Origin of the sequence: Salinicoccus halitifaciens, from assembly GCF_021026095.1 — a bacterium.
Classification (GTDB): Bacteria; Bacillota; Bacilli; order Staphylococcales; family Salinicoccaceae; genus Lacicoccus; species Lacicoccus halitifaciens.
Genome location: NZ_JAJNCU010000004.1, coordinates 36587 through 60892, shown reverse-complemented (window position 1 = coordinate 60892; position 24306 = coordinate 36587). Strand labels below are relative to the sequence as shown.

The window sequence follows — 24306 nt, the reverse complement described above, 5'->3', positions numbered from 1 at the left end:
GGTGACGATATGGCAAAATCGATTCAGGATACTTACACGCTTGCAAATGGAGTGGAAATTCCAGTGATGGGGCTCGGCGTCTATAAGAATGTCGATGAACAGGAACTTGCGACGGCGGTCACGAGTGCTTTGGAGTCCGGCTACCGTCATGTAGATACGGCAAAAGTCTACAAAAACGAAAAGGGTGTCGGTGAGGCGATTAAAAATTCGGGCGTACCGAGGGAAGATATATTCGTCACGACAAAAGTATGGAACACCGACCAGGGCTATGAAAAAACATTGAAAGCCTTTGAACGAAGTCTTGAAGCACTTGATATGGATTACATCGACCTTTATCTGATCCACTGGCCGATGCCGGGGACATACGTGGAGACGTGGAAGGCCCTCGAAAAATTATACAAAGACGGGAAAGTGCGTGCCATCGGTGTGAGCAACTTCAACCCGCACCATCTCCAGGATATTTTCGATGAATGCGAAATCAAGCCGATGCTGAACCAGGTCGAATATCATCCGCATCTGGCACAGCCTGAACTGAAAAAGTTCTGTGAGTCGCATGATATACTGCTTGAAGCATGGTCACCGCTGAAACGCGGGCGCATGTTCGATGAACCGCTGATCGTCCGGCTGGCGGAGAAATACGGCAAGACACCGGCCCAGATCATTTTGAGGTGGGACGTCGAGACGGGTGTCTCGACCATCCCGAAATCAGTGAGCCGCGACAGGGTGAGGGAGAACGGGGATATATTCGATTTTGAACTCACTCCTGAAGAAGTGAGTGAGATCACGGCACTGGACCGGCATGAACGCGTCGGGAAAGACCCTGATAAAGTGACGCTTGAAACATTCGGAGACTAGATTGAAGGAGGTCGGGACTCATGTCCCGGCCTCTTTTTTGTTTCCATCTTCAAATTCCCGGTGCGGCAAACCTTCTCCTGATATGGATGACCGCCCGGATGAGGGCGTAGGCGGCAAGGAACCCGATGAGCGTGCCGGCTAAGTTGACCGTGACATACAAACCTTCCCCCATCTCATGGAAAAACGGCCGGTTGTTGATGAAGAAGTAGTTGCCGCCGACGACCGGGTTCAGGAAGTATACGAAAAAGAAGTAGGCGAGGAATATAAGATAAGCCTGGAAAACGCCTTTCAGGCTCGGTACAAACCCGACGGCATAATGCATCGCGAAAGGGAAGAGCACATTCGCAGCATGAAGTATGAAGAAAGCCCATCCGGCCATGTGCCATACAGGGTGTATGCCGATCGGGTATATGAAAGCCGCGTACGCAAACAGACCTATATAAAAGATGGCCTGGTTCAAAAAATCCTTTCTGACGAAGTACTGGATGATGATCAGCCAGATGACCACACGGCATATTTGAAACGGCAGTGAATAGGCGAGTGAATAGTCGTCGTTGATAAGATACCAGGTATTGATCAGGATTCTTTGCCCTATCGAGATGATCAGAAAAATAAACAGGACTTTCTGAGCGTTTCCTGAAATTCTGGATCTCATCCTGTATATCACGTAAAAACAAAGTGCCAATAAGACGAGGTATGCAAAATAACTGAAGTCGCCCGGTTCCACAAAAGGTTCGGCAGGATTTATCATTCTGTCCATAAAGACCCCCCATGCCAAAATATAGTAACTTAAGCATAAACGACTTATGGGTATTTTTACAACATCAGAAGGGGTTTTCTATATGGGGTTCTCCGGGGAGGGCGGCAGGCCTCGCAGCAAACACTTAAATTGTAATAAATTATTCACATGATAAAATTGAGTCAATAGTATAATAGTATGGAGGCACACGCTATGGATTACATTATCAGGAAACCTGAACTTGAAGATGCACAGCAAATCATCGAACATAAGGAAATCGTGACGGAAAAATATCCGGATACACTTGCCACTCCCATTGAGGACAAAGGAATTTCCCTGGAAAAGCAGGAGAACAACATCGCTTCCCTGAAAGAGGAGGACCTGGGCCTCGTGGTGGAAGTGGATGGACGCATAGTCGGCATACTGAATTTAAGGCAGCTCGACCGTAAAAAGTTTGAACATGTCTGCCAGTTCGGCGTCAGCCTCCAGCCCGAGTTTGCCGGCCACGGCATCGGCACCGAGCTGATCAACCGGGCGATCAGGCATGCAGAGGAAAGTCCGGTCCTTGAGAAGATCGTACTGGATGTGTTCGCCAATAACGAAGGGGCGATCAGGTTCTATGAGAGGCTCGGCTTCGTGCAGGAAGGCAGGCAGGTGGATCAGGTGAAGCTGAAAGACGGCTATACCGATCTGATCCAGATGGCCAGGTTCGTAAGGTAGATGCTGCCCGCGTCCGGGCTGTGACGGTGTGTAAATGAAGTAAAAAGATTTGAGGATGTGTTATATGAAACCTGTTTTATTGATCGGCGGGGGAGTGCTGCTTGGATTCCTTCTCATTTTCATCGGGATAGGGTTCTTCCCCGACAGTTTTGCATTCAATTTTGCTGCAAGCGTCATATTGATCATTTCTTTGATCACTTTATTCGGATGGCTGATTTTCAACATCATCAGATCTTCCGGAAGGCGCAACGATGAAAACAATTGAAACGAAAAAAGGTATCCATCTCAGGTGATGGATACCTTTTTTTATACTTGTACGGCTTCTTCTTTTTCCAAAGTTTTCATATATTCTTTTAAGCGGTTGGGGATCATGACGACTTCGTTCTTCAGATTTTTTGGGCGGTATGCCTTATCGATGCACTTATTCCAGTACTCGATATGCTTCCGGTCGACACATTCGGCTGCCCGTGAGTTCGTTTCGCCGTCATCGGCCTGAATTGAATACCAGTAGAGATACTCACGATCACCGATTGTATCACGCATGATCGTCTCAACAAACATTTTTTCACCATCCAGTGAAAGCAGTGCATCCTGCATGTTCTGATTCAGGAAATCCATCCATTCATCCACTAATTCGCTTTTGCCCCGTTTAATGCGGAACTTCGTCAACTCCACTTGCATTTTCAAGCCTCCCTTTTCCAATTCACTTTCACCATCATACATCATTTAAAAGCATTGTCAATTCCCTTTTCAATATTTCATTGTTATATTTAATATGTAAAAATATTTTAAAAAACAAAAGACAGGAAAGGTGATCGGATGACCTCTTGGAAAGCGCTTAACACACGTGCCCAGGCAAATACGAAAAGGATACAGGAAATGTCCCCTGAAACGATGAGGGAATATAAAAAATTGCAGAATTCCGCATATGCGGCAGGTGCGCTTGATAAAAAGACGAAAGAAATTGTCGCCCTCACATATGCAATTGCGGATAAGTGTGAAGGCTGCATCGGCAACCATATCAACAAGCTGGTGGCGCTCGGCGCCTCGAGGCAGGAAATAGCGGAAGTCGCCGAAGTCGCAATCGTCATGGGCGGCGGCCCGGGAATGGTGTACGGCGGCAAAGCGCTGGAAGCATTTGATGAAGCTGTTGGAGAAGAAAATTAAAAAAAGTGCATTTTTTGGAATACTTAATCATTAAATAATGGGATAATAGTTTTATAAACGGCGTATTAGGATATTTGATTAATATATAATTTAAAGGAGTGTTTTGACTTGGCTGAGAAAAATATTTACGGTAACACACCGCCGATGCTCGGTGCGAAAAACCTGACTGATGCAAGTGAATACGATACGGATGTGCTCTTCTACGGGGTGCCGTGGGAAGCTTCGAGTACATGGGGGGACTATACGGGTGTGGAGCTTGGACCGAAGCAGATCCGCCTGTCTTCTGCGAGATACAGCACTTATCTCCCTGAACTCGATCACATCAATGTTGAAGATCATTTGACATTCGGGGATGTGGGCGATGTCACAATCAACCCGCATAACGTCCCGGACACTGTCGGCAACATTGAGGAATTTGCCGACAAGCTGTGGGGCAGCGGCAAATTCCTGGTTGGCCTGGGCGGGGACCACAGCGTCACCTACCCGATCCTTAAATCACTGACGAAGACGGGTAAGAAAGTGGGCATCATCCACCTGGATTCCCATTACGACAACAATGAGGAATTCGAAGGGGATAAGTATGCGCGCAGTACACCGTTCAAGCGCCTCTATGAAACGGAGGGCATCAGGAACGAAAGCATGATTCATACAGGCATCAAAGGCCCGCGCAACAAGCCTGAAAACGGCAGGGCGGCAAAAGAAGCCGGCGCGGTGACGCTCACGATCAATGATATACGTGCGCAGAGTGATTTGAAGGCATATGCAAATGAAATCTACGATATGGCGTCAAAGGATGTGGATGTCGTCTACCTGACGATCTGCAGCGACGTACTCGATTTCGCCTTCAACCCGGGCGGTCCGGTCGACGGCAACGGGCTGAATTCCTATGAGCTGCTCACGATGATATATGAATTCGGCAAACGCGGTCTTTGCGGCATGGATTACGTCGAGGTGTATCCAATGCAGGATGCGAACCAGAATTCCGCACATTTCGTATCCACTGCGATACTCTATGTCCTCGCCGGTCACGTGCAGGGAGGTCACCATGATAAATAGGAGGTGATCTCCTATTTATTTTTAAAAAAGAGAGGTATTTAAGCATGGCGAAATCAACAATCATGGACAAACTGAAATCCATCGGCCCGGCTGCGATCGTCACGGCATCATTCATCGGCCCGGGCACCGTCACCACCGCGACGCGGGCCGGCGCAGGATTCGGCTTCGCACTGCTTTGGACGATCCTTTTTGCGGTCATTGCGACCATCATACTCCAGGAGATGGTGGCAAGGATCGGTATTGTCACAAAGCAGGGGCTCGGGGAGAACATCAGGGAGCTGTTCACCAATAAAATCCTGAAATTCGCCTCTGTGTACATCATCATGATTGCAGTGGCGGTGGGCTGTGCAGCTTATATCAGCGGTGACCTGCTCGGCACCTCACTCGGGGTTTCATACTTATTCAACATACCGGAGAATATTGTGGCGCCGATAATCGGTACCATCATATTGATACTGGCGCTGACGGGCGGCTATAAAATCATAGAGAAGCTGATGGTGTTCTTCATCGTCATCATGAGCATCACTTTCATAACGACGATGTTCGTCGCCGGCCCGAATATACCGGAGTTGCTGGAAGGGGCCTTCATTCCGAGTATTCCAAGCGGAGGCACCTTGATGGTGATCGCTTTGATCGGGACGACGGTCGTGCCCTACAACTTCTTCATACACGCCCAGACTGCAAGTGAAAAGTGGCAGGACACCAGCCAGCTGGGTGAAGCAAGGTTTGATACCATCCTGTCCATCACTGTCGGCGGCCTGATCACCGGTGCGATATTGATCACCGCAGGCGCGCTGATCCAGGGCACGGAAGTGACGAGCATCGTGGAACTGGCTGCCCCGCTTGAACCCTTGATGGGCGAATGGGCGCCGATATTCATCAGTGTCGGGCTGTTCGCTGCGGGATTCTCTTCAGCAACCGCGTCCCCGATGGGGGCGGCGGCCACTGTCAGCAGTTTCATGGGCTGGAAGGGCAGTTTCCAGAACAAAAAATATAAAATGGTCTTCAGCCTGGTGATCATCATCGGCATCATCACTTCGGCGCTTGGATTTGAACCGCTTGAAGTGTTATTGATTGCGCAGGCATTGAACGGCATGATTCTGCCGATCATCGCGATATTCATCATGGTTGTCATCAACAGGAAAGGTCTGATGGGCGAGTTCAAAAACTCGACGGCTTTGAACATCGCGGGATGGGCAGTGACGGCCGTCGTGACGTTTTTAGGTGCATACAGCATGATTGATGCGCTTATGAGTTTGTTTTAGGAGTGTTTGCAGCATCACGGTCGACGGGGGATATACGCCCGTTGCCATAAAACAGGGGGGATACACATGGGGAATTCATCAATCATCAATAAACTGAAAGAGATCGGTCCGGGGGCGATCATCACCGCCTCGTTCATCGGACCGGGCACCGTCACCACCGCGACAAGAGCCGGTGCAGGATTTGGGTTTGCGCTGCTGTGGGCGGTGCTGTTTGCGATCGTTGCGACGATCATACTTCAGGAAATGGTGGCAAGGATCGGGGTCGTGACGAAAGAAGGTCTCGGGGAGAACATCCGGGAGCTGTTCACCAATAAAATACTCAAGTTCGCATCAGTCTACATCATCATGATTGCAGTGGCTATCGGCTGTGCAGCATACATCAGTGGTGACCTGCTCGGCACCTCACTCGGGGTATCCTACTTATTCAATGTGCCGGAGAATATCGTCGCGCCAATAGTGGGCGTCATCATACTGATCCTGGCACTGGCGGGCGGCTATAAAGTCGTCGAAAAGCTGATGGTCTTCTTCGTCATCCTGATGGGCGTCGTCTTCATCACGACGATGTTCATCGCCGGGCCGGATCTGCCTTCATTACTTGAAGGGGCTTTTGTACCGGCCATCCCGAGCGGCTCGATCATCCTGGTCATCGCTTTGATCGGGACGACGGTCGTGCCTTACAACTTCTTCATACATGCACAGACCGCAAGTGAAAAGTGGGGCGACACATCAAAGCTTTCGAGCATGAGGTTCGACACCATCCTGATGATTACAGCGGGCGGTATCATCACTGCTGCCATACTGATCACTGCAGGCGCGCTGATTCAGGGCACTGAAGTCACAAGCGTCGTCGAACTTGCGGCACCGCTTGAGCCGCTGATGGGCGCATGGGCGCCGATCTTCATCAGTGTCGGCCTGTTTTCTGCAGGTTTCTCATCGGCCATCGCATCCCCGATGGGGGCGGCTGCGACCGTCAGCAGTTTCATGAGATGGAAAGGCGGCTTCGAGAACAGGAAGTATAAAATGATATTTGCGATCGTGATAATCATCGGCATCATCACATCAGCCATCGGCTTCGAGCCGCTCGAGGTGCTGCTCATCGCACAGGCGCTGAATGGGATGATACTGCCGCTCATCGCGATATTCATCATGATCGTGATTAATAAGAAGGGCCTGATGGGCGACTTCAAAAACTCGACAGTCCTGAATGTCGCAGGCTGGATCATCACCGCGGTCGTGACATTTTTGGGCGTGTACAGTTTCATTGATGCAGTGACGAGCTTTTTCCAGTAGAATGATATGTGACTATTGCTGATCGGAGGAATCATAATGAAAGTGAATACGAAATGGCTCGGGGACATCTCATTCGAATCGACGGCGGATGTTTCCGGACACACCGTCAAAATGGATGCAAGGAAAGAGGCGGGCGGCTCCGGAAGCGCACCGTCACCGATGGAGATGGTGCTGCACGGCGTTGCCGGATGCATGGGCATCGATATGTGCGTCATCATGAGGCATCAGATGGATAAAGTGGAAAAACTTGAGCTTGAACTCGACGGCAGACGTGCAGAAATCGAACCGAAGCGCTTCACGGATGTCGAGATCACAGTGAAGGTGGAGGGGAATGTGCCTGCGAAGATATTGAACCGCGCGCTGAACTTATCCCATGAGAAATACTGTTCCGCCGTGAACTCACTGAATGCAGACTTTACGGTCAAAGCGATTTTGAATGGTGAAGAAATATAAATAATGCTCCCCGGATATCCGGGGAGCATTATTTATATTTCAATCATCAGCGAGGGAAGTATCCTGGAAATCTTCAGTGTGCAGCAGCAGAGCCGTCACGTAATCCTCCTGGTCGTAAGGCATCATGATATAGTAGCCGTTGTCGGGGTCGCTGTCATAGAGCATCCTGAAGTTCCCGACATCATCTTCGGTCGGCCAGCCGTAATTTTCAACGGCGTCCATCTTGGAGAACGCCTCCAGGAAAATGATGATCCCGTCTATGCGCAGCTCCGCCGTATCGGCATCTTCTGCAGACGCCGGAAAATTGAAGCCGATATGTTCATAGTGGTAATAAACGCCATCGGTGATCTCGCCGCTGCCTTCCGGTTCACCCAGTATGCTGGTCATGTAATCGTAGCTCGAGCCGATCGAAATGGTGCGGTACTCGTAGGCAGCCGTGAAAAAATTGGAAATGAAGGCTTCTGATGTGATGTTTACAGGCGTCACCTCCGGAGGTTCCGGATCTTCTTCTTCGGCTTCTTCACCATCATCCATTTCCGCCACTTCCTCCTGTTCCGCTTCCTCCGGCATGTCCCCATCCCCGGAATCCAGGCCGGCGAGCGTCGTTATGCAGGAGATGAACAGAAAAGGTACAGACATCAGTAATAGTATGAGTTTCATCGAACCCCTCCCGATATTCCTCTACCTTCTATTTTAAAGCACCGGAACGATAAAAACCATATTGAGATCACACCATCAATACACCGAGTGCGCCTGAGAACTCACCATTTTCGATGAAGTGCGGCTGCATGCCCTTGAGTGAGACATAATGTCTGATCGTATCGATCATCACATCATTATTAAGCAGGGTGGAACCGATGAAGACGATATCCCTCGTGCCGAAACCATCCGCCAGATTAATGCCGACCGTGCTCACGGTTTCAGCGACGAGGCCGATGACTGCCTGGAGTTCATCAGCGTGCCTGGCTTTCTCCCTGTCCCCGGATTTCACGTTGCCGAAATTGCTGGCCGTAAGGTCGCCGGGTATCGGTGAAGCATCCCCTGCATATATATGGTGGACTTTCAGGTCGATTGCGTCGCGGTCACCTTCTTTTGCGAGGGTGACGATATCTTCAAATTTTTCGACGCCTGTCAGCAGGTAGGATAACCCCATCAGCGTCCCGCCGCCGACCCCTGTGCCGCCAGCCCTTTTCTGACCGCGGGCGTCGGCCTGGTGGAAGGATGTGCCGGTGCCGACATTCAAATAGACGAATCTTTCAATATGTAAATCCTGCTCTTCCATCAATTGTCTGAGCCCCGTGTAGGTGGCATCGAACTCGATGGCATGCTTCACTTCATGGTCCAATATGCGGCTCATGTATTCTGCCTTGCCGCCGGTGAGGTGGATTTCCGCTTCCGGGTACTCCCGGTTCAGTTCATCTGCGAAGCCGTCTATATCCAGGGCGGGCACCTTCCTGAAAACACGGCCGCCATCATCCTTGATAAATACGATCTTCAATAAAGTGCCTCCGGCATCGATCCCTATCTTCATAAATCTGCCCCCAAAAAAATGTCATTGGCAATAGTATACCAATGACATTAAAAATTTTGTATAAATTATTTAAGTTTTGTCCTTCTTGGACGTCGTTTCAATGCTTCATTGGATTCACGTCTGAGGGACTTTGAAACTGCAAAGATCATCAGTATCAGTATCAGTGTGAACGGCAGCCCCGCAAGGAGGGAAGCGGCCTGTAAACTGCTGAGCCCGCCTGCAAGGATCAGGGAGATCGTCAGGAAACCGAGCAGCAGCCCCCAAAGCACTTTCAGTCGTGTGGACGGGTTTTCCGTATTTCCGGATGTCATCCCCGCGACGATGTATGTTGCCGAATCCGCAGAAGTCACCAGGAAAGTGAATATCAGGATGATCGCAATGGCCGAGGTGATGGCAGTCATCGGTACCTGCTCGAACATGGTGAAGAGTGCCGCAGTCTGGTCATCCAGGACGATTTCACCGATGTTCGTACCATTGAATAAGTCGGAGTACATCGCTGTGCCGCCGAGTGCCGCGATCCACAGGAATGAAAGCAGCGGAGGCACGATCAGTATGCCGAGCACGTATTCACGTATTGTACGTCCTTTGGAGACCCTGGCGACGAATGAACCGATGAACGGGCTCCATGCGATGACCCACGCCCAGTAGAAGACGGTCCATTCCTGCACCCAGGTTTCTCCTGAGTACGGCTGTGTCCTGAGTGAATATCCGACATAGTTCCTCAAGTAGTCCCCGATGCCGAGTACGAAAGTTTCCATGATGAAGGTGAACGGTCCCGTGAACAGGACGAAGAGCGTCAGGAACAATGCAAGTGCCATGTTCAGGTTGCTCAGCCACTTGATGCCCCTTTTCAGTCCGGTTATCGTCGAGAACAGGAACAGAACCACCATCAGGACGGTGAGGGTGATCTGTGTGGCAGGTCCTGAAGGCAGGCCGAAGGCGAAGTTCAGGCCGCCGTCCATCTGCAGTATCCCGAGTCCGACCGAAGTGGACATCCCCGTGATTGTCGCGATGACCGCCAAAATATCGATCAGCCTTCTGGATGGTTGATTATAGTTCTGGCCGAACAAAGGTTCAAGTGATGTGGACACCATGCCATTCTTCTTTTTGCGGTACTGGCTGTATCCGATTGCGAGGCCTGCGACCCCGAATATCGACCATTGGGAAATGCCCCAGTGGAAGAATGTGTAGCCCATGGCGGTGCGTGCCGCTTCATAGGATTCGACTTCCCCGCCCGGGAAAGGCGCGATCATGAAATGTTCCATCGGCTCTGCGACCCCGTAGAACACAAGACCGACTCCGAGTCCGCTCGAGAACAGCATACCGATCCATGAACGGAATGAAAATTCCGGCTTCGAATCATCCGTTCCGAGTTTGATGCGGCCGTACGGCGAAATTGCAAGAAACAGCAGGAATACGCCAAAACCGAAGACGCTGATCAAGAATAACCAGTTGAAGTTCCGGGCAATCGTATCGTAAATGCCGTATGAGGCATTTTCCACCGTTTCGGGGAAAATTATGGCAAGCAGTGCCGCGAGTGCGATGACTCCGCCCGCACCCCAGAAGACGGTGCCGAGCTTGGAGCTCTGTTCGCCGGGTAAAATCTCCCTGTCATTTTTAGGTTCATCCTGTCCTTTTCCTTTACTCACTCTGAAAACCTCCATAAATTTTTTTCAGCATGTCTACGGAAATCTGGTGGCTATGTATATTCTGGGGAGTTTCCATAAAAGGCACCGCTGGTACCCTGTACCAGCGGTGCCGCGCTGATAGTAAAATAATTGCTGAGTAGATTGTCAATTAAATTACCCTGATATTGATTTGATGAAACTGAAATGTTTGTCCAACTACATTTCGGGTTAATCACCTATAAAGACCGAAGTATAATTGAAAAGGTATATTCAGTATCATAACAAATTAAATACATATGTCAAAAAGGGGTCACAATTATGAATAACATTGAAATCCGCCCGTTCAAAGAGGCGGACAGGGAAGAACTTAAAAATTTCAAATTGAGCGGCGCACAGCTCGAATACACCAGCCTGCCGCTGGAAGTGCTTGATGAGGCAGTGGAGGATGAGGCGCGCATGCCGTGTGTCGTCGAGAGCGGGGAAGACGGGGTCGTCGGCTTTTTCGTACTTCATAAGCATTACAGGCATGAAGGCTATGATACGGTGAAGGAAGCGGTGTTCGTCCGTTCCCTGTCCATCAACGAAAACGTCCAGGGAAAGGGATATGGAACCGAAGTGGCGATGAATCTGCCGCTTTTCGTCCAGGAGCATTTCTCCGATTTCGATCACCTGCATCTCGTCGTGGATGCAGAAAATGCCGCGGCATGGAACTTATATGAGAGGGCGGGTTTCATCCATACTGCGACCAAGGAAGACGGGCCTGTGGGTTTTGAGCGGCTGTATTATCTGGACCTCGACCGGAAATATGTCAGCAACATCAAGCTGAAGCTGGACCATGAAAAGGAGCTCCCTCATCTGAAGGTCGATATAGTGCTTGATAATGAGGAGGTTGTCGGTTACCTTGAAGGGGTGATTGACGGGGAGACGCTTCATCTGGAGGATGTATTCGTCGATGCCGAAAAAAGAGAGCGGGGCATCGCCTCCAGTGCCCTGCGGCAGCTCGGCACATTCCTCAGGCGGAACGTGGAAGATGTATCGGTTGTGGCAGTGGAGGCAAATGAGGACCAGTACATCAACAGACTGTTCGAACATGTCGGTTTTACGCGTTTCAAAGAGTCGGATAAAGCAGACTTGTATATCAAGTATGTGAAATATTAAATACTTCTTGCGCGGGCGTATAAATAACTGTATCATAGCTGAAGATACGAGCGAACGAAAGGGTGTAAATCAATGAGAATAGACAATTATTCAAAAGAAATGATGGATGAGAATTCATTTATAGATATGTCCTATATCTACCTCCAGGATAAGGGCGAAGACACTGACCTTTACGACATCATAGACAAGTTCAAGGAAGTCGGCGGCTACAGTGATGAAGAAATAGAAAACCGCATACTCCAGTTCTACACCGACCTGAACACTGACGGCAGATTTTTATCGACAGGCGAGAATGTCTGGGGCCTCCGCGACTGGTATTCCGTAGACGACATCTCGGATAAAGTCGCACCGACCATCCATAAGATCGAGCTCGCAACAGAAGAAGATGAAGTGGTATTTGAAGAGGAGCAGGATGACACGCCGGCGGATGCATTCGATCAGGATAAGGACCTCGTTGACAGTGACACCGAAGACCTGCACTCGCCTTTGAACGACAGGGCGGATGAGGAATTGGACGAAACACTCGATGAGCCCCTCGGTGAAACGCTGGAATATGATGATACCGATGATCTGGAAGACAATTATGAAGATGATGAGAAAAGTGTCTGATCCAAATTATAGTTGACTTTATTACAGAAAGTGCTATTATTTTATTTGGGCTCCCTGAATCAGGGAAGAGAAGAACGGCTCCTTTTCACCTTGCGTGAAAGGGAGCATTTTTATTTTTACAGGAGGAAAACAGATGACTAAATATATCTTTGTTACCGGCGGGGTCGTATCTTCACTTGGTAAAGGCATCACTGCGGCATCACTTGGCCGATTATTGAAGGACCGTGGTTATAAAGTGACCATCCAAAAATTCGATCCATATTTGAACGTGGATCCGGGGACGATGAGCCCGTATCAGCACGGAGAGGTGTTCGTCACCGATGACGGTGCTGAAACCGATCTCGACCTCGGCCACTATGAACGCTTCATAGACATCAGCCTGCATAAATATTCCAACGTGACGGCGGGTAAAGTGTACTCGGAAGTCATCAGGAAAGAGCGCCGCGGGGACTACCTGGGTGCGACGGTGCAGGTGATTCCGCATATCACGAATGAAATCAAATCACGCCTGATCAAAGCAGGCGAGGTGTCGAAGGCGGATGTCGTCATCACTGAAATCGGCGGCACGATCGGGGACATCGAGTCACTGCCGTTCCTTGAGAGCATCAGACAGCTCCGCAGCGATATCGGGCGTGAAAACGTCATGTATATCCACTGCACACTGCTGCCGTACATCAAAGCGGCCGGGGAGATGAAGACGAAGCCGACACAGCACAGCGTCAAGGAACTGCGCGGCCTCGGCATCCAGCCGGATATGATCGTCGTCCGTTCAGAGCATGAAATGGAAGAGGATCTCAGGGATAAGATTGCACTGTTCTGTGACATCGAGAAGGAAAATGTCATCGAAGCCCGTGATGAGGAGACGATCTACAACATCGTCATCAGGCTGCAGGAGCAGCATGCGGATGATCTGGTCATCAAGAAATTGAACCTGAAGCCTTCCGGGCAGGCCGACCTGGTGGAATGGAAACATCTGCTTGAAAATCTGGACAACATCGATAAGTCGATTTCAATCGGCATCGTCGGCAAATACGTCTCCCTCCAGGACGCTTATTTATCTGTTGCAGAGTCGCTGAGGCATGCAGGATACGAGCGCCAGGCGGATATCGACATCAAGTGGATCAATTCGGAGCATATCGCATCCGATAACTATGAAGAAAAGCTCAGCGGGCTTGACGGAATCGTCGTGCCGGGCGGCTTCGGCGAGCGTGGTGTCGAAGGGAAGATCCTCGCACTGAAATATGCGAGGGAAAATAAAACCCCGGTGCTCGGCATCTGCCTCGGCATGCAGCTCGCGACGGTCGAGTTCGCAAGGAACATAGCGGGAATTGAAAACGCGCATTCGAGGGAGCTCGACCCGAATACGCCGGATCCGATCATTGATCTGATGCCTGAGCAGAAAGATGTCATCGACCTCGGCGGCACACTCAGGCTCGGCAGCTTCCCATGTGAACTCAAAGAAGGGTCCAAAGCCAGAGCGCTTTACGGGAAAGAGCTGATCAGCGAAAGGCACCGCCACAGATATGAGTTCAACAATGCCTACAAAGAGCAGCTGGAAGAACACGGCATGATCTTCTCCGGCGTGAGCCCGGACGGCCGCCTCGTGGAGATGATCGAGCTGGAAGACCATCCGTACTTTCTCGCAGTCCAGTTCCATCCTGAATTCCTGTCAAGACCGACAAGGCCGCATCCATTATTCCAAGGTCTGATTGATGCGAGCCTGAAATAAAAAAATCCCCTCCGGGGGATTTTTTAATACTCCTCATTCGTCATTTCATCAATCAGTACATACAGATGGTAATAGATGTATGTGAATGCGTTGATGTATGGATTGACGATTTTGTCGAAGGCCGGCGTCGGTATGAGCGGCCTCGGTGAGGATAAGTCGATATAATGATGGAAACTGTCGATCGTCTCCGCTTCATGCCTGTTGTAGTTTGAGATCAGGACGAATTCGACGGAATTCTCGTATAATGTCCCGGTGAACGCCTTGACTTCCTCATCGAAGGTATTGGCGATGACAAGCACCCTGTCGGGGGTGTCGAGCGCTTCCAGGGAGGAAAAAAGGGAAGGGCTGCCGAGCTTCAGCTCCCCTCCGGTGAGGAGCGGTTCGATTTTGGTGAAATCATGAAAAGTTTTCATCACCACGCGGCCTTCCCCGTGCACCGCCTGCGCAAGCAGCCTCGCTGCAATCTCGATCTCTTCTTCCTGGGCGTTTATTTGGTTATATATGTTATTCAGTTGTGTCTGTAATATCTTATCCATGATATTCACCTCGAAAAAGTAGTCAGTGTATATATTTTAACATTAAATTGGATATTTATTTGGGCATTATCAAAAAAACTGCACCATCAGGCGGGGAAATCGGTTTCAAAGATGGATGTGCATCATTTCCATCGTTTTCTTTGCCGGCATAAACAATAATCTTATATAATGGATGAAAGAATATAATGGAGGACTTTTGATTATGAAGTATTTTATTGATACAGCAAATATGGATGAAATTAAAGAAATACATGAGTGGGGCGTGCTGAGCGGTGTGACCACGAATCCGTCGCTCGTTGCAAAGGAGAAGGACATCTCCTTCCATGACCGCCTCGTTGAAATCTGCGAGCTGGTTGAAGGGCCGGTCAGCGGCGAAGTGATCGCCCTCGATGCCGAAGGCATGATCGAAGAAGGCCGGGAGCTTGCGAAGCTCCACAAGCACATCATCGTCAAGATCCCGATGACGGGTGAAGGCATGAAAGCCGTGAAAGTATTGGCGGCGGAAGGCATCAAGACGAACGTCACGCTCGTGTTCAATACGGTGCAGGCGCTGACTGCCGCACGCGCCGGCGCCACTTACGTATCCCCGTTCATCGGCCGCCTGGATGACATCGGCCTTGAAGGGCTCCAGCTGATTGAAGACATCAGCGTAATTTTTGAACTGCATGGCATCGACACCGAAATCATCGCTGCATCAATCAGGAATGAAGGCCATGTGCACGGTGCCGCCCTGAAAGGTGCGCATATCGCGACGATCCCTTACAAAGTGCTGAAGAAACTGACGGATCATCCTCTGACGGACAAGGGCATCGAACAGTTTTTGAATGACTGGAACAAGGACAAATAAAGGTCCTATTTTAAGTTAGGAGTAAGCATATGACTAAAGAAGTGATAAAAGTACGCGGTGGACGGACCCTGACGGGGGAAGTGGACATCAGCGGCGCAAAAAACAGTGCAGTGGCATTGATTCCTGCTTCACTGATGGCATCCGAAGGGGAAGTGCTTCTGGAAGGGCTGCCTGAAATATCGGATGTCACCACCTTGATGAGCCTGTTGAACGACTTGAACATCAGGACCGAACTGGAAGGCACGAACCTTAAGATCAATGGCGGTGAAGCGGAGAATATGCCGCTTGCAAACACCAAAGTCCAGTCACTCAGAGCTTCCTATTATATGATGGGGGCGATGCTTGCACGCTTCAGGAAATGCGTCATCGGCCTGCCGGGAGGATGCCCGCTCGGTCCGAGGCCGATCGACCAGCACATCAAAGGGTTTGAAGCACTCGGCGCCAAAGTGACCAATGAGTACGGTGCGATGTATCTGGAAGCGGAAAAGCTCACCGGTGCCAAAATATTCTTTGATGTGGTCAGCGTCGGTGCGACCATCAACCTGATGATGGCGGCAAGCTGTGCAGAAGGCCGGACCATCCTTGAAAATGTGGCGAAGGAGCCTGAGATCGTGGATGTCGCTTCGCTGCTCAACAAGATGGGCGCGGACATCAAAGGCGCCGGCACGGACACCATCAAGATCAACGGCGTCGAAAAGCTTCACGGCACGCGCCACAGCATCATCCCGGACCGCATCGAAGCGGGTACGTATATGATAGCAGGTGCGATTGCAGGGAAGGATTACCGGGTGAACAACATCATCCCGCTGCACATGGAGTCGCTGACTTCAAAACTCGAGGAAGCCGGGGTCCACATCGAAACCGGTGATGATTATGTAGTCATTTCCCGTCCGGAAACATATAAACCCGTGTCTGTGAAGACGCAGGTTTATCCGGGCTTTGCGACAGACCTTCAGCAGCCGATCACCCCCCTGCTATTCATGACCGAAGGCGTGAGCAAAATCACCGAAACGATTTATCCCGCGAGGTTCAGGCATGTGGATGAGCTGAGGCGGATGGGTGCCAAAATCGATAAAAACAGCGGCACCGCCCTGATTTATCCATCAACCCTGCAGGGTGCGGAAGTCTACGCAAGCGACCTCCGGGCCGGCGCATGCCTGCTGCTTTCAGGTCTGATTGCCGAAGGGACCACAACGATCCACAACGTCGCGCATATCGACCGGGGCTATACGGACATCGTCAGCAAACTGGAAGCACTCGGTGCGGACATCTGGAGAGAAAAACTGTAATCATTCATATAACCGGGACTGGTCATTGGCCAGTCCCGGTTTTTCATTGTATATGTCACACTGTTTTCCAATGTGATATACTATTGAGGAAAAAATTACAGGAGGTTCCCTTATGGAAAGAAGTTTATCGATGGAGCTGGTCCGGGTGACCGAGGCCGCTGCCCTGCAGAGTGCGAGATGGGTGGGGAAAGGTTTGAAGGAAGCGGCGGATGATGCAGCGACGGAAGCGATGCGCACCGTCTTTGATACGATACCGATGAAAGGTGAAGTCGTCATCGGTGAAGGTGAGATCGATGAGGCGCCCATGCTTTATATCGGCGAAAAACTGGGCACGAAGGAAGGACCTGACATCGATATCGCAGTCGACCCCCTGGAAGGCACATCAATCGTGGCCACAGGAGGATGGAATGCGCTCACGGTGCTCGCGGTGGCCGATAAGGGCAACCTGCTACATGCACCGGACATGTACATGGACAAGATCGCCGTCGGTCCGGAGTGCCGGGGGCTGGTGGACCTGGACGCCACGGTGGCGGATAACCTCCATGCCGTCGCCAAAGCGAAAGATAAGGAGATCTCCGAAGTCACGGTGACGATCATCAACCGTCCGCGCAACCGGGCGTATATCGATGCGGCAAGGGAAGCCGGCGCCCGGGTCAAGCTGTTCGAGAACGGTGACGTTGCCGGTGCGATCAACACATGCTTCGACTGGACAGGTGTCGATATCATGCTCGGGATCGGCGGTGCCCCCGAAGGCGTGATCTCCGCCGTCGGCATCAAATGCCTGGGCGGGGATTTCCAAGGGCGCCTGCACCCCATGAATGATGACGAGGTGGTGCGGTGTGAGTCCATGGGTGTCGATGTGGACAAAAAGTTCCTGATGGACGATATGGTAAAAGGGGACGATTCGATATTTGCCGCAACGGCGGTGACCGACGGGGAGATGATGAAGGGCGTGCAGTTCAAGGGCAGCTACGCCGAAACGTCCTCGGTGGTCATGAGGGCGAAGTCCGGGACAGTCCGCTTCATCAACGGCCGGCACAGCCTGAAGAAGAAACCGAATATGGTGATGGACAGCTGAACAGGAGGAGCATGGAATATGCTCCTTTTCTTTTGGGCCATTATGCTGTAGAATACAGTTGTTCTAATTGAGACGCTCCAATACTTCCTCTGCAATCTCTTTAAAAATACTATACATCACCCAAATATATGAAAGCGAAGTGAATACATGACTGATCAAAACAGGGAAGGATTGAAATATGAATCCTTCGATTCGCTGTATAAAAATAATTCAACAAAAGTCCTCACTGCACGGGCAAAAGAACTCAGGCTGACGAACTACAGCAAGCTGAATAAAAAAGAGCTCGTGCTGGCGATAATGGAAGCTGAAATGGAAAAAGACGGGAATTATTATATGGAAGGCGTCCTCGATGACATCCAGCAGGACGGCTACGGATTCCTCAGGACGGTCAACTACTCCAAAGGGGAAAAGGACATCTACATTTCCGCTTCACAGATCCGCAGGTTCGAACTTAAAAAAGGCGATAAAGTCACCGGCAAAGTCAGGAAGCCCAAAGAGAACGAGAAGTACTACGGTCTCTTGCAGGTGGACTTCATCAATGACCAGAATGCAGAAGACGTCAAGAAGCGGCCGCATTTCCAGGCACTCACCCCCCTCTACCCCGAAGAGCGCATCCATCTCGAGAATAAAGCCGGTGATTTATCCACACGCATCATGGATCTCGTTACCCCGATCGGGTTCGGCCAGCGCGGTATGATCGTCGCACCTCCGAAGGCGGGGAAGACATCGCTGCTCAAAGAGATCGCCAACGCCGTCTCCCACAACCATCCGAAGTCGAAGCTCTTTATTCTGCTGATCGGTGAACGGCCGGAAGAGGTCACGGATCTGGAACGTTCCGTCGAAAATGCAGACGTCGTCCATTCCACTTTCGATGAGCCGCCCGAGCACCACGTCAAAGTGGCGGAGCTGCTGCTTGAAAGATCGAAGCGCATGGTCGAGATGGGGGAGGATGTCATCATACTGATGGACTCCATCACCCGTCTCGCAAGAGCCTACAACCTGGTCATCCCGCCAAGCGGCCGCACACTCTCAGGCGGCCTCGATCCTGCGAGCCTGCACAGGCCGAAGCACTTCTTCGGCGCAGCGCGGAACATAGAAGCCGGCGGAAGTCTCACGATCCTGTCCACGGCGCTCGTCGATACGGGCAGCAGGATGGATGATGTGATTTACGAGGAGTTCAAAGGGACCGGAAACATGGAACTTCATCTTGACCGCGGCCTGAGTGAAAAACGCATATATCCGGCAATCGACATCCGCCGGTCGAGCACGAGGAAAGAGGAGCTCCTGCTGGACAAAAAAGAACTGGACATACTGTGGCAGCTGAGGAAGCTCTTCACGGATTCGCCGGACTTCACGGAACGGTTCCTCCGGATATTGAAGCAGACGGAATCGAACGAAGAATTTTTCGACGTGCTGCGGGAGCGGATGGTCTCCTCCCAGAAGACCGGAAAACCCGTCATTTAGGCGCTTTGAAAAATAGTTGATTTTTGCACTGCCATCCTGTATAATACACAAGTATTGTACAGTAAAATCACAAAATAACTCTGTTCCAGATGGTTCAGGGCAAGGAGATGAATATTATGAAACAAAACACTCATCCGGAATATCATAAGGTCATATTCCTGGACTCTACTACGGATTATAAATTTCTAAGCGGATCTACACGCACTTCCAGTGAAATGATGGAGTGGGAAGATGGCAATGAATACCCTGTCATCCGCCTGGATATCTCATCCGATTCGCACCCATTCTATACCGGACGCCAAAAATTCGCATCAGCGGATGGCCGTGTTGAGAAGTTCAACAAAAAATTCGGTTTCAAATCACAAAACGAATAGGCTTGAAGGCAGTATGACTGCATTGGGACAGAAGTTTCAATGCAGTTTTTTTGTGCCGGAAATATGATATACTAATGAAGATTACAAAGACGGAAAAGGTGAAAATATGTTTGATCAATTGGAGATAATCGAAAACCGGTATGAACAGCTGACAGAACTGCTGAGTGACCCGGATATAGTCAGCGACCCCGACAAGCTGAGGAAGTATTCCAAAGAGCAGAGTGACCTGCAGAAGACGGTCGATCTTTACCGGGAATATAAAAAGCACAAAGAAACCATTTCCGAATCGAAAGAAATGCTGGGTGAAACAGATGATAAGGAAATGCTCGACATGCTCAAAGAGGAAATTTCCGAGTCTGAAAAGGCACTGCCGGCGCTTGAAGATAAGTTGAAGTTCGAACTCATTCCAAAAGATCCGAATGATGATAAGAACGTCATCATCGAAATCCGCGGTGCAGCCGGCGGGGACGAGGCGCAGATATTTGCAGGGGACCTGTTCCGGATGTATTCCCGTTTCGCCGAAGACAACGGCTGGAAAACGGAAGTGGTCGAAGCGAATGCGAGCGACCACGGCGGCTACAAGGAGATCAGCTTCATGATCCAGGGGCACGGGGCATATTCAAGGCTGAAGTATGAAAACGGCGCCCACCGTGTCCAGAGGGTGCCGGAGACGGAATCCGGCGGGCGCATCCATACATCGACCGCAACCGTCGCAGTACTGCCGGAAGTCGAAGACGTCGAAATCGACATCAGGAATGAAGACTTGAAGATCGACACTTACCGTTCGAGCGGGGCGGGTGGACAGCACGTCAACACGACCGACTCGGCCGTCAGGATCACCCATCTGCCGACAGGCGTCGTCGTGACTTCCCAGGATGAAAAATCCCAGATCAAAAACCGTGAACGTGCGATGAAAGTGCTGAAGGCGAGGATTTATGACCTGATGCAGCAGGAGGCTGAAGCTGAATACGCAGAGCAGAGAAAGTCCGCCGTAGGCACCGGGGACCGTTCCGAACGCATCAGGACATATAATTATCCGCAGAGCCGCGTCACCGACCACCGTATCGGGCTGACGATCCAGAAACTCGATCAGATCATGGAAGGGAAACTCGATGAAATCATCGATGCGCTGGTCATTGAAGAGCAGACATCGAAACTGGAAGAGCTGAATAATGCCGTCCTCTAACTACGGGGAGGCCATAAGGGCGGGGAGGGAAATCCTCTCCGACTGCAATCAGGAGCCGGGCATCGCAGAACTGTTGATGTCGGATCTGTTTTCAATGACGAAAACAGAGCTGATGCTTGGCGCCCGCGATGAAATTCCGGCTGCGGACAAGGCACGCTATGATGAAGCGGTCAGAAGAGTATGCACCGGGGAACCCTATCAATATGTTGTGGGGTTTTCGTGGTTCTACGGTGAGAAATTCAAAGTGACACAGGATACGCTGATCCCGAGGAATGAGACCGAAGAGCTTGTGCTGTTCGTCCTGGAACATGAAAGTGATGACGGCATCACCGTCGTGGATATCGGCACCGGCACCGGGGTCATACCGGTGATGCTGCAGAAGGAATGGTCTGAAAACACCGTCATCGCCACCGACATCTCCCCGGCAGCCCTGCACATTGCAAAAGAGAATGCGGCGGCGCACGGGGTCCACATCACTTTTTATGAAGGGGATTTGTATGAACCGCTGATCAGGGCCGGTGTGAAGGCGGATGTGATCATATCCAATCCGCCGTATATCTCAAAGGACGCCACGGACCTCATGACGCCTTCGGTCATCCGTCATGAACCGCATCAGGCGCTCTTTGCCGATGACTCGGGCCTCCGGATTTATAAAAGGCTGATTGACGGGCTGCCTGAGGTGCTGAATGCCGGCGGCAGGGTCTACTGCGAAATCGGCTTCGATCAAAAGGCGCCGCTCCTGGAATATTTACTGGAGAAATGGCCCGGAACCGCCCATTACGGGGTAGTTAAGGATATCAATCAGCAGGATAGAATATTTTATTTCACCTGGGAAGGATGAGAGGGTTGGAAACAAAAGTCTGGCATATATCAGCAGAAGAGCTGGACAGCCCGGAAACGGCTGAAAAACTTGAAGAGATCAAAACAGCACTGGCATACGGTGAAATCATCGGTCTGCCCACCGAAACTGTCTATGGGCTTGCAGGAGATGCAAGGAATCCCGAAGCGATCCAGAAAATATTCCAGGCCAAAGGACGGCCGCAGGACAATCCCCTGATCGTCCATATACACAGCATCGACCAGCTCGAGGAATTTGCGGAGATACCGGATGAACGGGTGTTGAAATTGATGCGCACATTCTGGCCCGGCCCGATTTCATTCATACTGCCGCTGAAGGGCGATCACATCGCCGCCAAGACGGTCGCGGACTTAAGGTCGGTCGCAGTGAGGATGCCGAGCCACCCGGTCGGTCTGAAGATACTGGAATACACCGGCATCCCGCTTGCCGCACCGAGTGCGAACATCAGCGGAAAACCGTCACCGACGGATTACCGGCATGTGGTCGATGATCTGAAGGGCAAGATGTACGGCGTGGTCAACAGCACCCCTGCAGACTACGGCATCGAAAGCACCGTGCTCGACTGTACGACATTCCCCTACCAGATCGCAAGGCCCGGCGAAATAAAGAAAAGCGATCTGGAACGGGTGCTCGACAGTGAAATCAAAGTGCATGAAGGCGATGCATCCCAGCCGATTTCACCCGGCATGAAGTACAAACACTATGCACCGAAGCAGCCGCTGGTCCTGATCGAAGGCATCGTGATGGCACAGACGCTAGCTGCGGAGAAAGAGGGCAGAAAAATCGGGGTCATCGCACCTGAATCCTTCAGGGAAGTGGTACCCGAGGAAGTCGAATTCATCAGCCTCTGCCAAAAAGAGGATGATTACAGGGAAGCTGCTAAAAACCTTTACGGGGCACTCAGGAAAATGGATAAATCCGATGTCGATATGATTTATATCTACAGGTTCAGGGAGACGCCCTTTTCAGCGGCGTTATTGAACAGGATCTATAAAGCGACTGGAGATGTCATGATAAAAGGAGACAAGGCAAATTGAACAGGCAGATCATTTTCGTATGTACAGGCAACACCTGCAGAAGCCCGCTTGCGGAAAGTTATGCGAAGACGATGTTCAAGGACCATAGTTTCGCCTCACGCGGACTGATGGTCTTTGACGGGGAAGTGAACCCGGCCACGATGAGGATCATCGAGGAAGAGGGCCTGGTCCATCCGGATGAGCCCGGGCAGCTGGAAGAGGAAGACGTGCGCTCCTCCATCCTTCTTGCCATGACGAGGGAGCATGAAGCACTCATCAGGCGCCGGTATCCGGAAGCGGAAGTGCACCTGCTCAGTGAATATGCCGATGGATCCACAGTGGATATAATGGATCCGATCGGCGGCAGTGATGAAGATTACAGGGCAGTATATTCACAATTGACGAAATTTTTGGGAAAGTTGTTTAAATAATTCGCCAAAAGTACTATGATTACTTTGCAGTACGAAATTTTTATATATAATATGAATGAGGTGAAAACATGAAAATAATAGTTGGCTCAGACCACGGCGGTTTCAAACTGAAGCGCGCGGTCGTCGAAGACTTGAAGGAAAAAGGCCTTGATGTGACGGATTTCGGGCCGGAAACGGCGGATTCCGTGGATTATCCGGACTATGCAAAGCCTGTCGCGGAAAAAGTTGCATCAGGAGAATATGATAAAGGCATTTTGATCTGCGGTACGGGGATCGGCATGAGCATTTCAGCAAATAAAGTCAAAGGCATACGCAGTGCCCTGGTGCACGATACGTTCTCAGCAAGAGCGACGAGACAGCACAATGATTCGAACGTCCTTGCGATGGGCGAGCGGGTGATCGGTGAAGGTCTTGCGCTGGACATCGTGGATATTTGGTTAAATACTGAATTCGAGGGTGGTAGACATGAACGAAGAGTTTGCAAAATTGAAGAATGATTTGGAAACGCTTATCAGTGAGCTGGAAGCCGAAGATTTCTTCTTCGAAGGACAAAAGCTGATCATCGGCTGTTCGACTTCGGAAGTCATCGGCCAGCATATCGGTAAAAACAGCTCGATGGAAGCAGCGGAAGTCATTTATGACTGCCTTAAGGAAATCAAAGAGAAGCATGATGTCCATCTGATGTTCCAGGGCTGTGAGCATATCAACCGGGCCGTCACGATGGAAAGGGAGACGCTTGATGCATTCGGTTACGGTGAAGTGAGCGTCGTACCGCACAGAAGTGCCGGAGGCAGCCTGAGTGAGCATGCATACAAACAGATGGACGATGCCGCTGTTGCGGAATTCGTCGATGCGGATGCAGGCATCGACATCGGCCAGACGCTCATCGGCATGCATTTGAAACATGTAGCAGTACCTTTCAGGACCGATACGAAGATGATCGGGCAGGCGGTGGTCACCATGGCCAGAACGCGGCCTAAACTGATCGGCGGTCCGAGAGCAAAATATAATAATTAAATAAGATGA

28 protein-coding genes are annotated in these 24306 nt (G+C 50.7%); 22 read left to right on the top strand and 6 right to left on the bottom strand.

Annotation, left to right across the window (positions count from 1 at the left end; genetic code table 11):
• Nucleotides 1-9 precede the first annotated feature (9 nt).
• A complete protein-coding gene (locus LPW40_RS08995) occupies nucleotides 10-855 on the top strand; it encodes an aldo/keto reductase (RefSeq protein WP_230821931.1) in 846 nt (281 codons plus the stop codon).
• 49 nt (nucleotides 856-904) lie between these two features.
• Here the strand turns inward: LPW40_RS08995 and LPW40_RS08990 are convergent, their stop codons facing one another.
• Entirely contained in the window at nucleotides 905-1615 is a 711-nt protein-coding gene (locus LPW40_RS08990; RefSeq protein WP_230821930.1) for a YwaF family protein, read from the bottom strand.
• 192 nt (nucleotides 1616-1807) lie between these two features.
• On the opposite strand from LPW40_RS08990, the gene LPW40_RS08985 reads away from it, so the two are divergent.
• Together LPW40_RS08985 and LPW40_RS08980 are read left to right on the top strand one after the other, a co-directional pair.
• Complete coding sequence (locus LPW40_RS08985; protein ID WP_230821929.1) at nucleotides 1808-2314, top strand: GNAT family N-acetyltransferase; 507 nt, start codon at nucleotides 1808-1810, stop codon at nucleotides 2312-2314.
• 64 nt (nucleotides 2315-2378) lie between these two features.
• Entirely contained in the window at nucleotides 2379-2579 is a 201-nt protein-coding gene (locus tag LPW40_RS08980) for a hypothetical protein (protein WP_230821928.1), read from the top strand.
• 41 nt (nucleotides 2580-2620) lie between these two features.
• Here LPW40_RS08980 and LPW40_RS08975 read toward each other — a convergent pair whose 3' ends face one another.
• Complete coding sequence (locus LPW40_RS08975; RefSeq protein ID WP_230821927.1) at nucleotides 2621-2995, bottom strand: DUF6176 family protein; 375 nt, start codon at nucleotides 2993-2995, stop codon at nucleotides 2621-2623.
• Nucleotides 2996-3133: 138 nt separating this feature from the next.
• Here LPW40_RS08975 and LPW40_RS08970 point away from each other — a divergent pair, with 138 nt between their 5' ends.
• The 5 genes from LPW40_RS08970 (at nucleotide 3134) to LPW40_RS08950 (ending at nucleotide 7545) form a co-directional block, all read left to right on the top strand.
• Nucleotides 3134-3481, top strand: coding sequence for a carboxymuconolactone decarboxylase family protein (locus LPW40_RS08970; protein ID WP_230821926.1), 348 nt, complete (start codon nucleotides 3134-3136; stop codon nucleotides 3479-3481).
• A 144-nt stretch (nucleotides 3482-3625) separates the two neighbouring features.
• Complete coding sequence (locus tag LPW40_RS08965) at nucleotides 3626-4537, top strand: agmatinase family protein (protein WP_230822110.1); 912 nt, start codon at nucleotides 3626-3628, stop codon at nucleotides 4535-4537.
• Between the two features lie 44 nt (nucleotides 4538-4581).
• Nucleotides 4582-5802 carry an Nramp family divalent metal transporter gene (locus LPW40_RS08960; RefSeq protein WP_230821925.1) on the top strand — a complete coding sequence of 407 codons (1221 nt, stop codon included), beginning with the start codon at nucleotides 4582-4584 and terminating at the stop codon, nucleotides 5800-5802.
• Nucleotides 5803-5868: 66 nt separating this feature from the next.
• Nucleotides 5869-7092 carry an Nramp family divalent metal transporter gene (locus tag LPW40_RS08955; protein WP_230821924.1) on the top strand — a complete coding sequence of 408 codons (1224 nt, stop codon included), beginning with the start codon at nucleotides 5869-5871 and terminating at the stop codon, nucleotides 7090-7092.
• Nucleotides 7093-7128: 36 nt separating this feature from the next.
• Nucleotides 7129-7545, top strand: coding sequence for an OsmC family protein (locus LPW40_RS08950; protein WP_230821923.1), 417 nt, complete (start codon nucleotides 7129-7131; stop codon nucleotides 7543-7545).
• A gap of 39 nt (nucleotides 7546-7584) precedes the next feature.
• On the opposite strand, the gene LPW40_RS08945 is transcribed toward LPW40_RS08950, so the two are convergent.
• From LPW40_RS08945 to LPW40_RS08935, 3 genes are all read right to left on the bottom strand, one after another.
• Complete coding sequence (locus LPW40_RS08945; protein WP_230821922.1) at nucleotides 7585-8205, bottom strand: hypothetical protein; 621 nt, start codon at nucleotides 8203-8205, stop codon at nucleotides 7585-7587.
• Between the two features lie 67 nt (nucleotides 8206-8272).
• Nucleotides 8273-9076 (bottom strand): type II pantothenate kinase, encoded by an 804-nt coding sequence (coaW, locus tag LPW40_RS08940; RefSeq protein WP_230821921.1) that lies wholly within the window; start codon nucleotides 9074-9076, stop codon nucleotides 8273-8275.
• A gap of 65 nt (nucleotides 9077-9141) precedes the next feature.
• Nucleotides 9142-10725 carry a BCCT family transporter gene (locus tag LPW40_RS08935; protein WP_230821920.1) on the bottom strand — a complete coding sequence of 528 codons (1584 nt, stop codon included), beginning with the start codon at nucleotides 10723-10725 and terminating at the stop codon, nucleotides 9142-9144.
• Nucleotides 10726-11022: 297 nt separating this feature from the next.
• Between LPW40_RS08935 and LPW40_RS08930 the strand changes: the two genes are divergently transcribed.
• The 3 genes from LPW40_RS08930 to LPW40_RS08920 all read left to right on the top strand — a co-directional run bounded on the left by LPW40_RS08930 (nucleotide 11023) and on the right by LPW40_RS08920 (nucleotide 14200).
• Entirely contained in the window at nucleotides 11023-11862 is an 840-nt protein-coding gene (locus LPW40_RS08930) for a GNAT family N-acetyltransferase (RefSeq protein ID WP_230821919.1), read from the top strand.
• A 72-nt stretch (nucleotides 11863-11934) separates the two neighbouring features.
• A complete protein-coding gene (gene rpoE / locus LPW40_RS08925) occupies nucleotides 11935-12471 on the top strand; it encodes a DNA-directed RNA polymerase subunit delta (protein ID WP_230821918.1) in 537 nt (178 codons plus the stop codon).
• A gap of 133 nt (nucleotides 12472-12604) precedes the next feature.
• The gene (locus LPW40_RS08920; protein WP_230821917.1) at nucleotides 12605-14200 is read left to right on the top strand and encodes a CTP synthase; all 1596 of its coding nucleotides are present in this window, start codon (nucleotides 12605-12607) and stop codon (nucleotides 14198-14200) included.
• Between the two features lie 23 nt (nucleotides 14201-14223).
• Here LPW40_RS08920 and LPW40_RS08915 read toward each other — a convergent pair whose 3' ends face one another.
• A complete protein-coding gene (locus LPW40_RS08915) occupies nucleotides 14224-14736 on the bottom strand; it encodes a DUF2529 family protein (protein WP_230821916.1) in 513 nt (170 codons plus the stop codon).
• Nucleotides 14737-14938: 202 nt separating this feature from the next.
• On the opposite strand from LPW40_RS08915, the gene fsa reads away from it, so the two are divergent.
• From fsa to LPW40_RS08860, 11 genes are all read left to right on the top strand, one after another.
• A complete protein-coding gene (fsa, locus tag LPW40_RS08910) occupies nucleotides 14939-15583 on the top strand; it encodes a fructose-6-phosphate aldolase (RefSeq protein ID WP_230821915.1) in 645 nt (214 codons plus the stop codon).
• 29 nt (nucleotides 15584-15612) lie between these two features.
• The gene (locus tag LPW40_RS08905; protein ID WP_230821914.1) at nucleotides 15613-16872 is read left to right on the top strand and encodes a UDP-N-acetylglucosamine 1-carboxyvinyltransferase; all 1260 of its coding nucleotides are present in this window, start codon (nucleotides 15613-15615) and stop codon (nucleotides 16870-16872) included.
• 112 nt (nucleotides 16873-16984) lie between these two features.
• The gene (gene glpX / locus LPW40_RS08900) at nucleotides 16985-17950 is read left to right on the top strand and encodes a class II fructose-bisphosphatase (protein WP_230821913.1); all 966 of its coding nucleotides are present in this window, start codon (nucleotides 16985-16987) and stop codon (nucleotides 17948-17950) included.
• Nucleotides 17951-18097: 147 nt separating this feature from the next.
• The gene (gene rho / locus LPW40_RS08895; RefSeq protein ID WP_230821912.1) at nucleotides 18098-19414 is read left to right on the top strand and encodes a transcription termination factor Rho; all 1317 of its coding nucleotides are present in this window, start codon (nucleotides 18098-18100) and stop codon (nucleotides 19412-19414) included.
• Nucleotides 19415-19530: 116 nt separating this feature from the next.
• Nucleotides 19531-19788, top strand: coding sequence for a type B 50S ribosomal protein L31 (locus LPW40_RS08890; protein WP_230821911.1), 258 nt, complete (start codon nucleotides 19531-19533; stop codon nucleotides 19786-19788).
• Nucleotides 19789-19894: 106 nt separating this feature from the next.
• Complete coding sequence (gene prfA / locus LPW40_RS08885; protein WP_230821910.1) at nucleotides 19895-20974, top strand: peptide chain release factor 1; 1080 nt, start codon at nucleotides 19895-19897, stop codon at nucleotides 20972-20974.
• Nucleotides 20961-21815: a peptide chain release factor N(5)-glutamine methyltransferase gene (gene prmC / locus LPW40_RS08880; RefSeq protein ID WP_230821909.1), complete on the top strand. Its 855-nt coding sequence runs from the start codon at nucleotides 20961-20963 to the stop codon at nucleotides 21813-21815. The genes prfA and prmC overlap by 14 nt, the downstream gene beginning before the upstream one ends.
• A 5-nt stretch (nucleotides 21816-21820) precedes the next feature.
• Nucleotides 21821-22870 carry an L-threonylcarbamoyladenylate synthase gene (locus LPW40_RS08875; RefSeq protein WP_230821908.1) on the top strand — a complete coding sequence of 350 codons (1050 nt, stop codon included), beginning with the start codon at nucleotides 21821-21823 and terminating at the stop codon, nucleotides 22868-22870.
• A complete protein-coding gene (locus LPW40_RS08870) occupies nucleotides 22867-23280 on the top strand; it encodes an arsenate reductase/protein-tyrosine-phosphatase family protein (RefSeq protein WP_230821907.1) in 414 nt (137 codons plus the stop codon). Before LPW40_RS08875 ends, LPW40_RS08870 begins: the two co-directional genes overlap by 4 nt.
• A gap of 68 nt (nucleotides 23281-23348) precedes the next feature.
• A complete protein-coding gene (gene rpiB, locus LPW40_RS08865; protein WP_230821906.1) occupies nucleotides 23349-23777 on the top strand; it encodes a ribose 5-phosphate isomerase B in 429 nt (142 codons plus the stop codon).
• Nucleotides 23746-24297 (top strand): TIGR01440 family protein, encoded by a 552-nt coding sequence (locus LPW40_RS08860; protein ID WP_230821905.1) that lies wholly within the window; start codon nucleotides 23746-23748, stop codon nucleotides 24295-24297. Before rpiB ends, LPW40_RS08860 begins: the two co-directional genes overlap by 32 nt.
• Nucleotides 24298-24306: the final 9 nt, after the last annotated feature.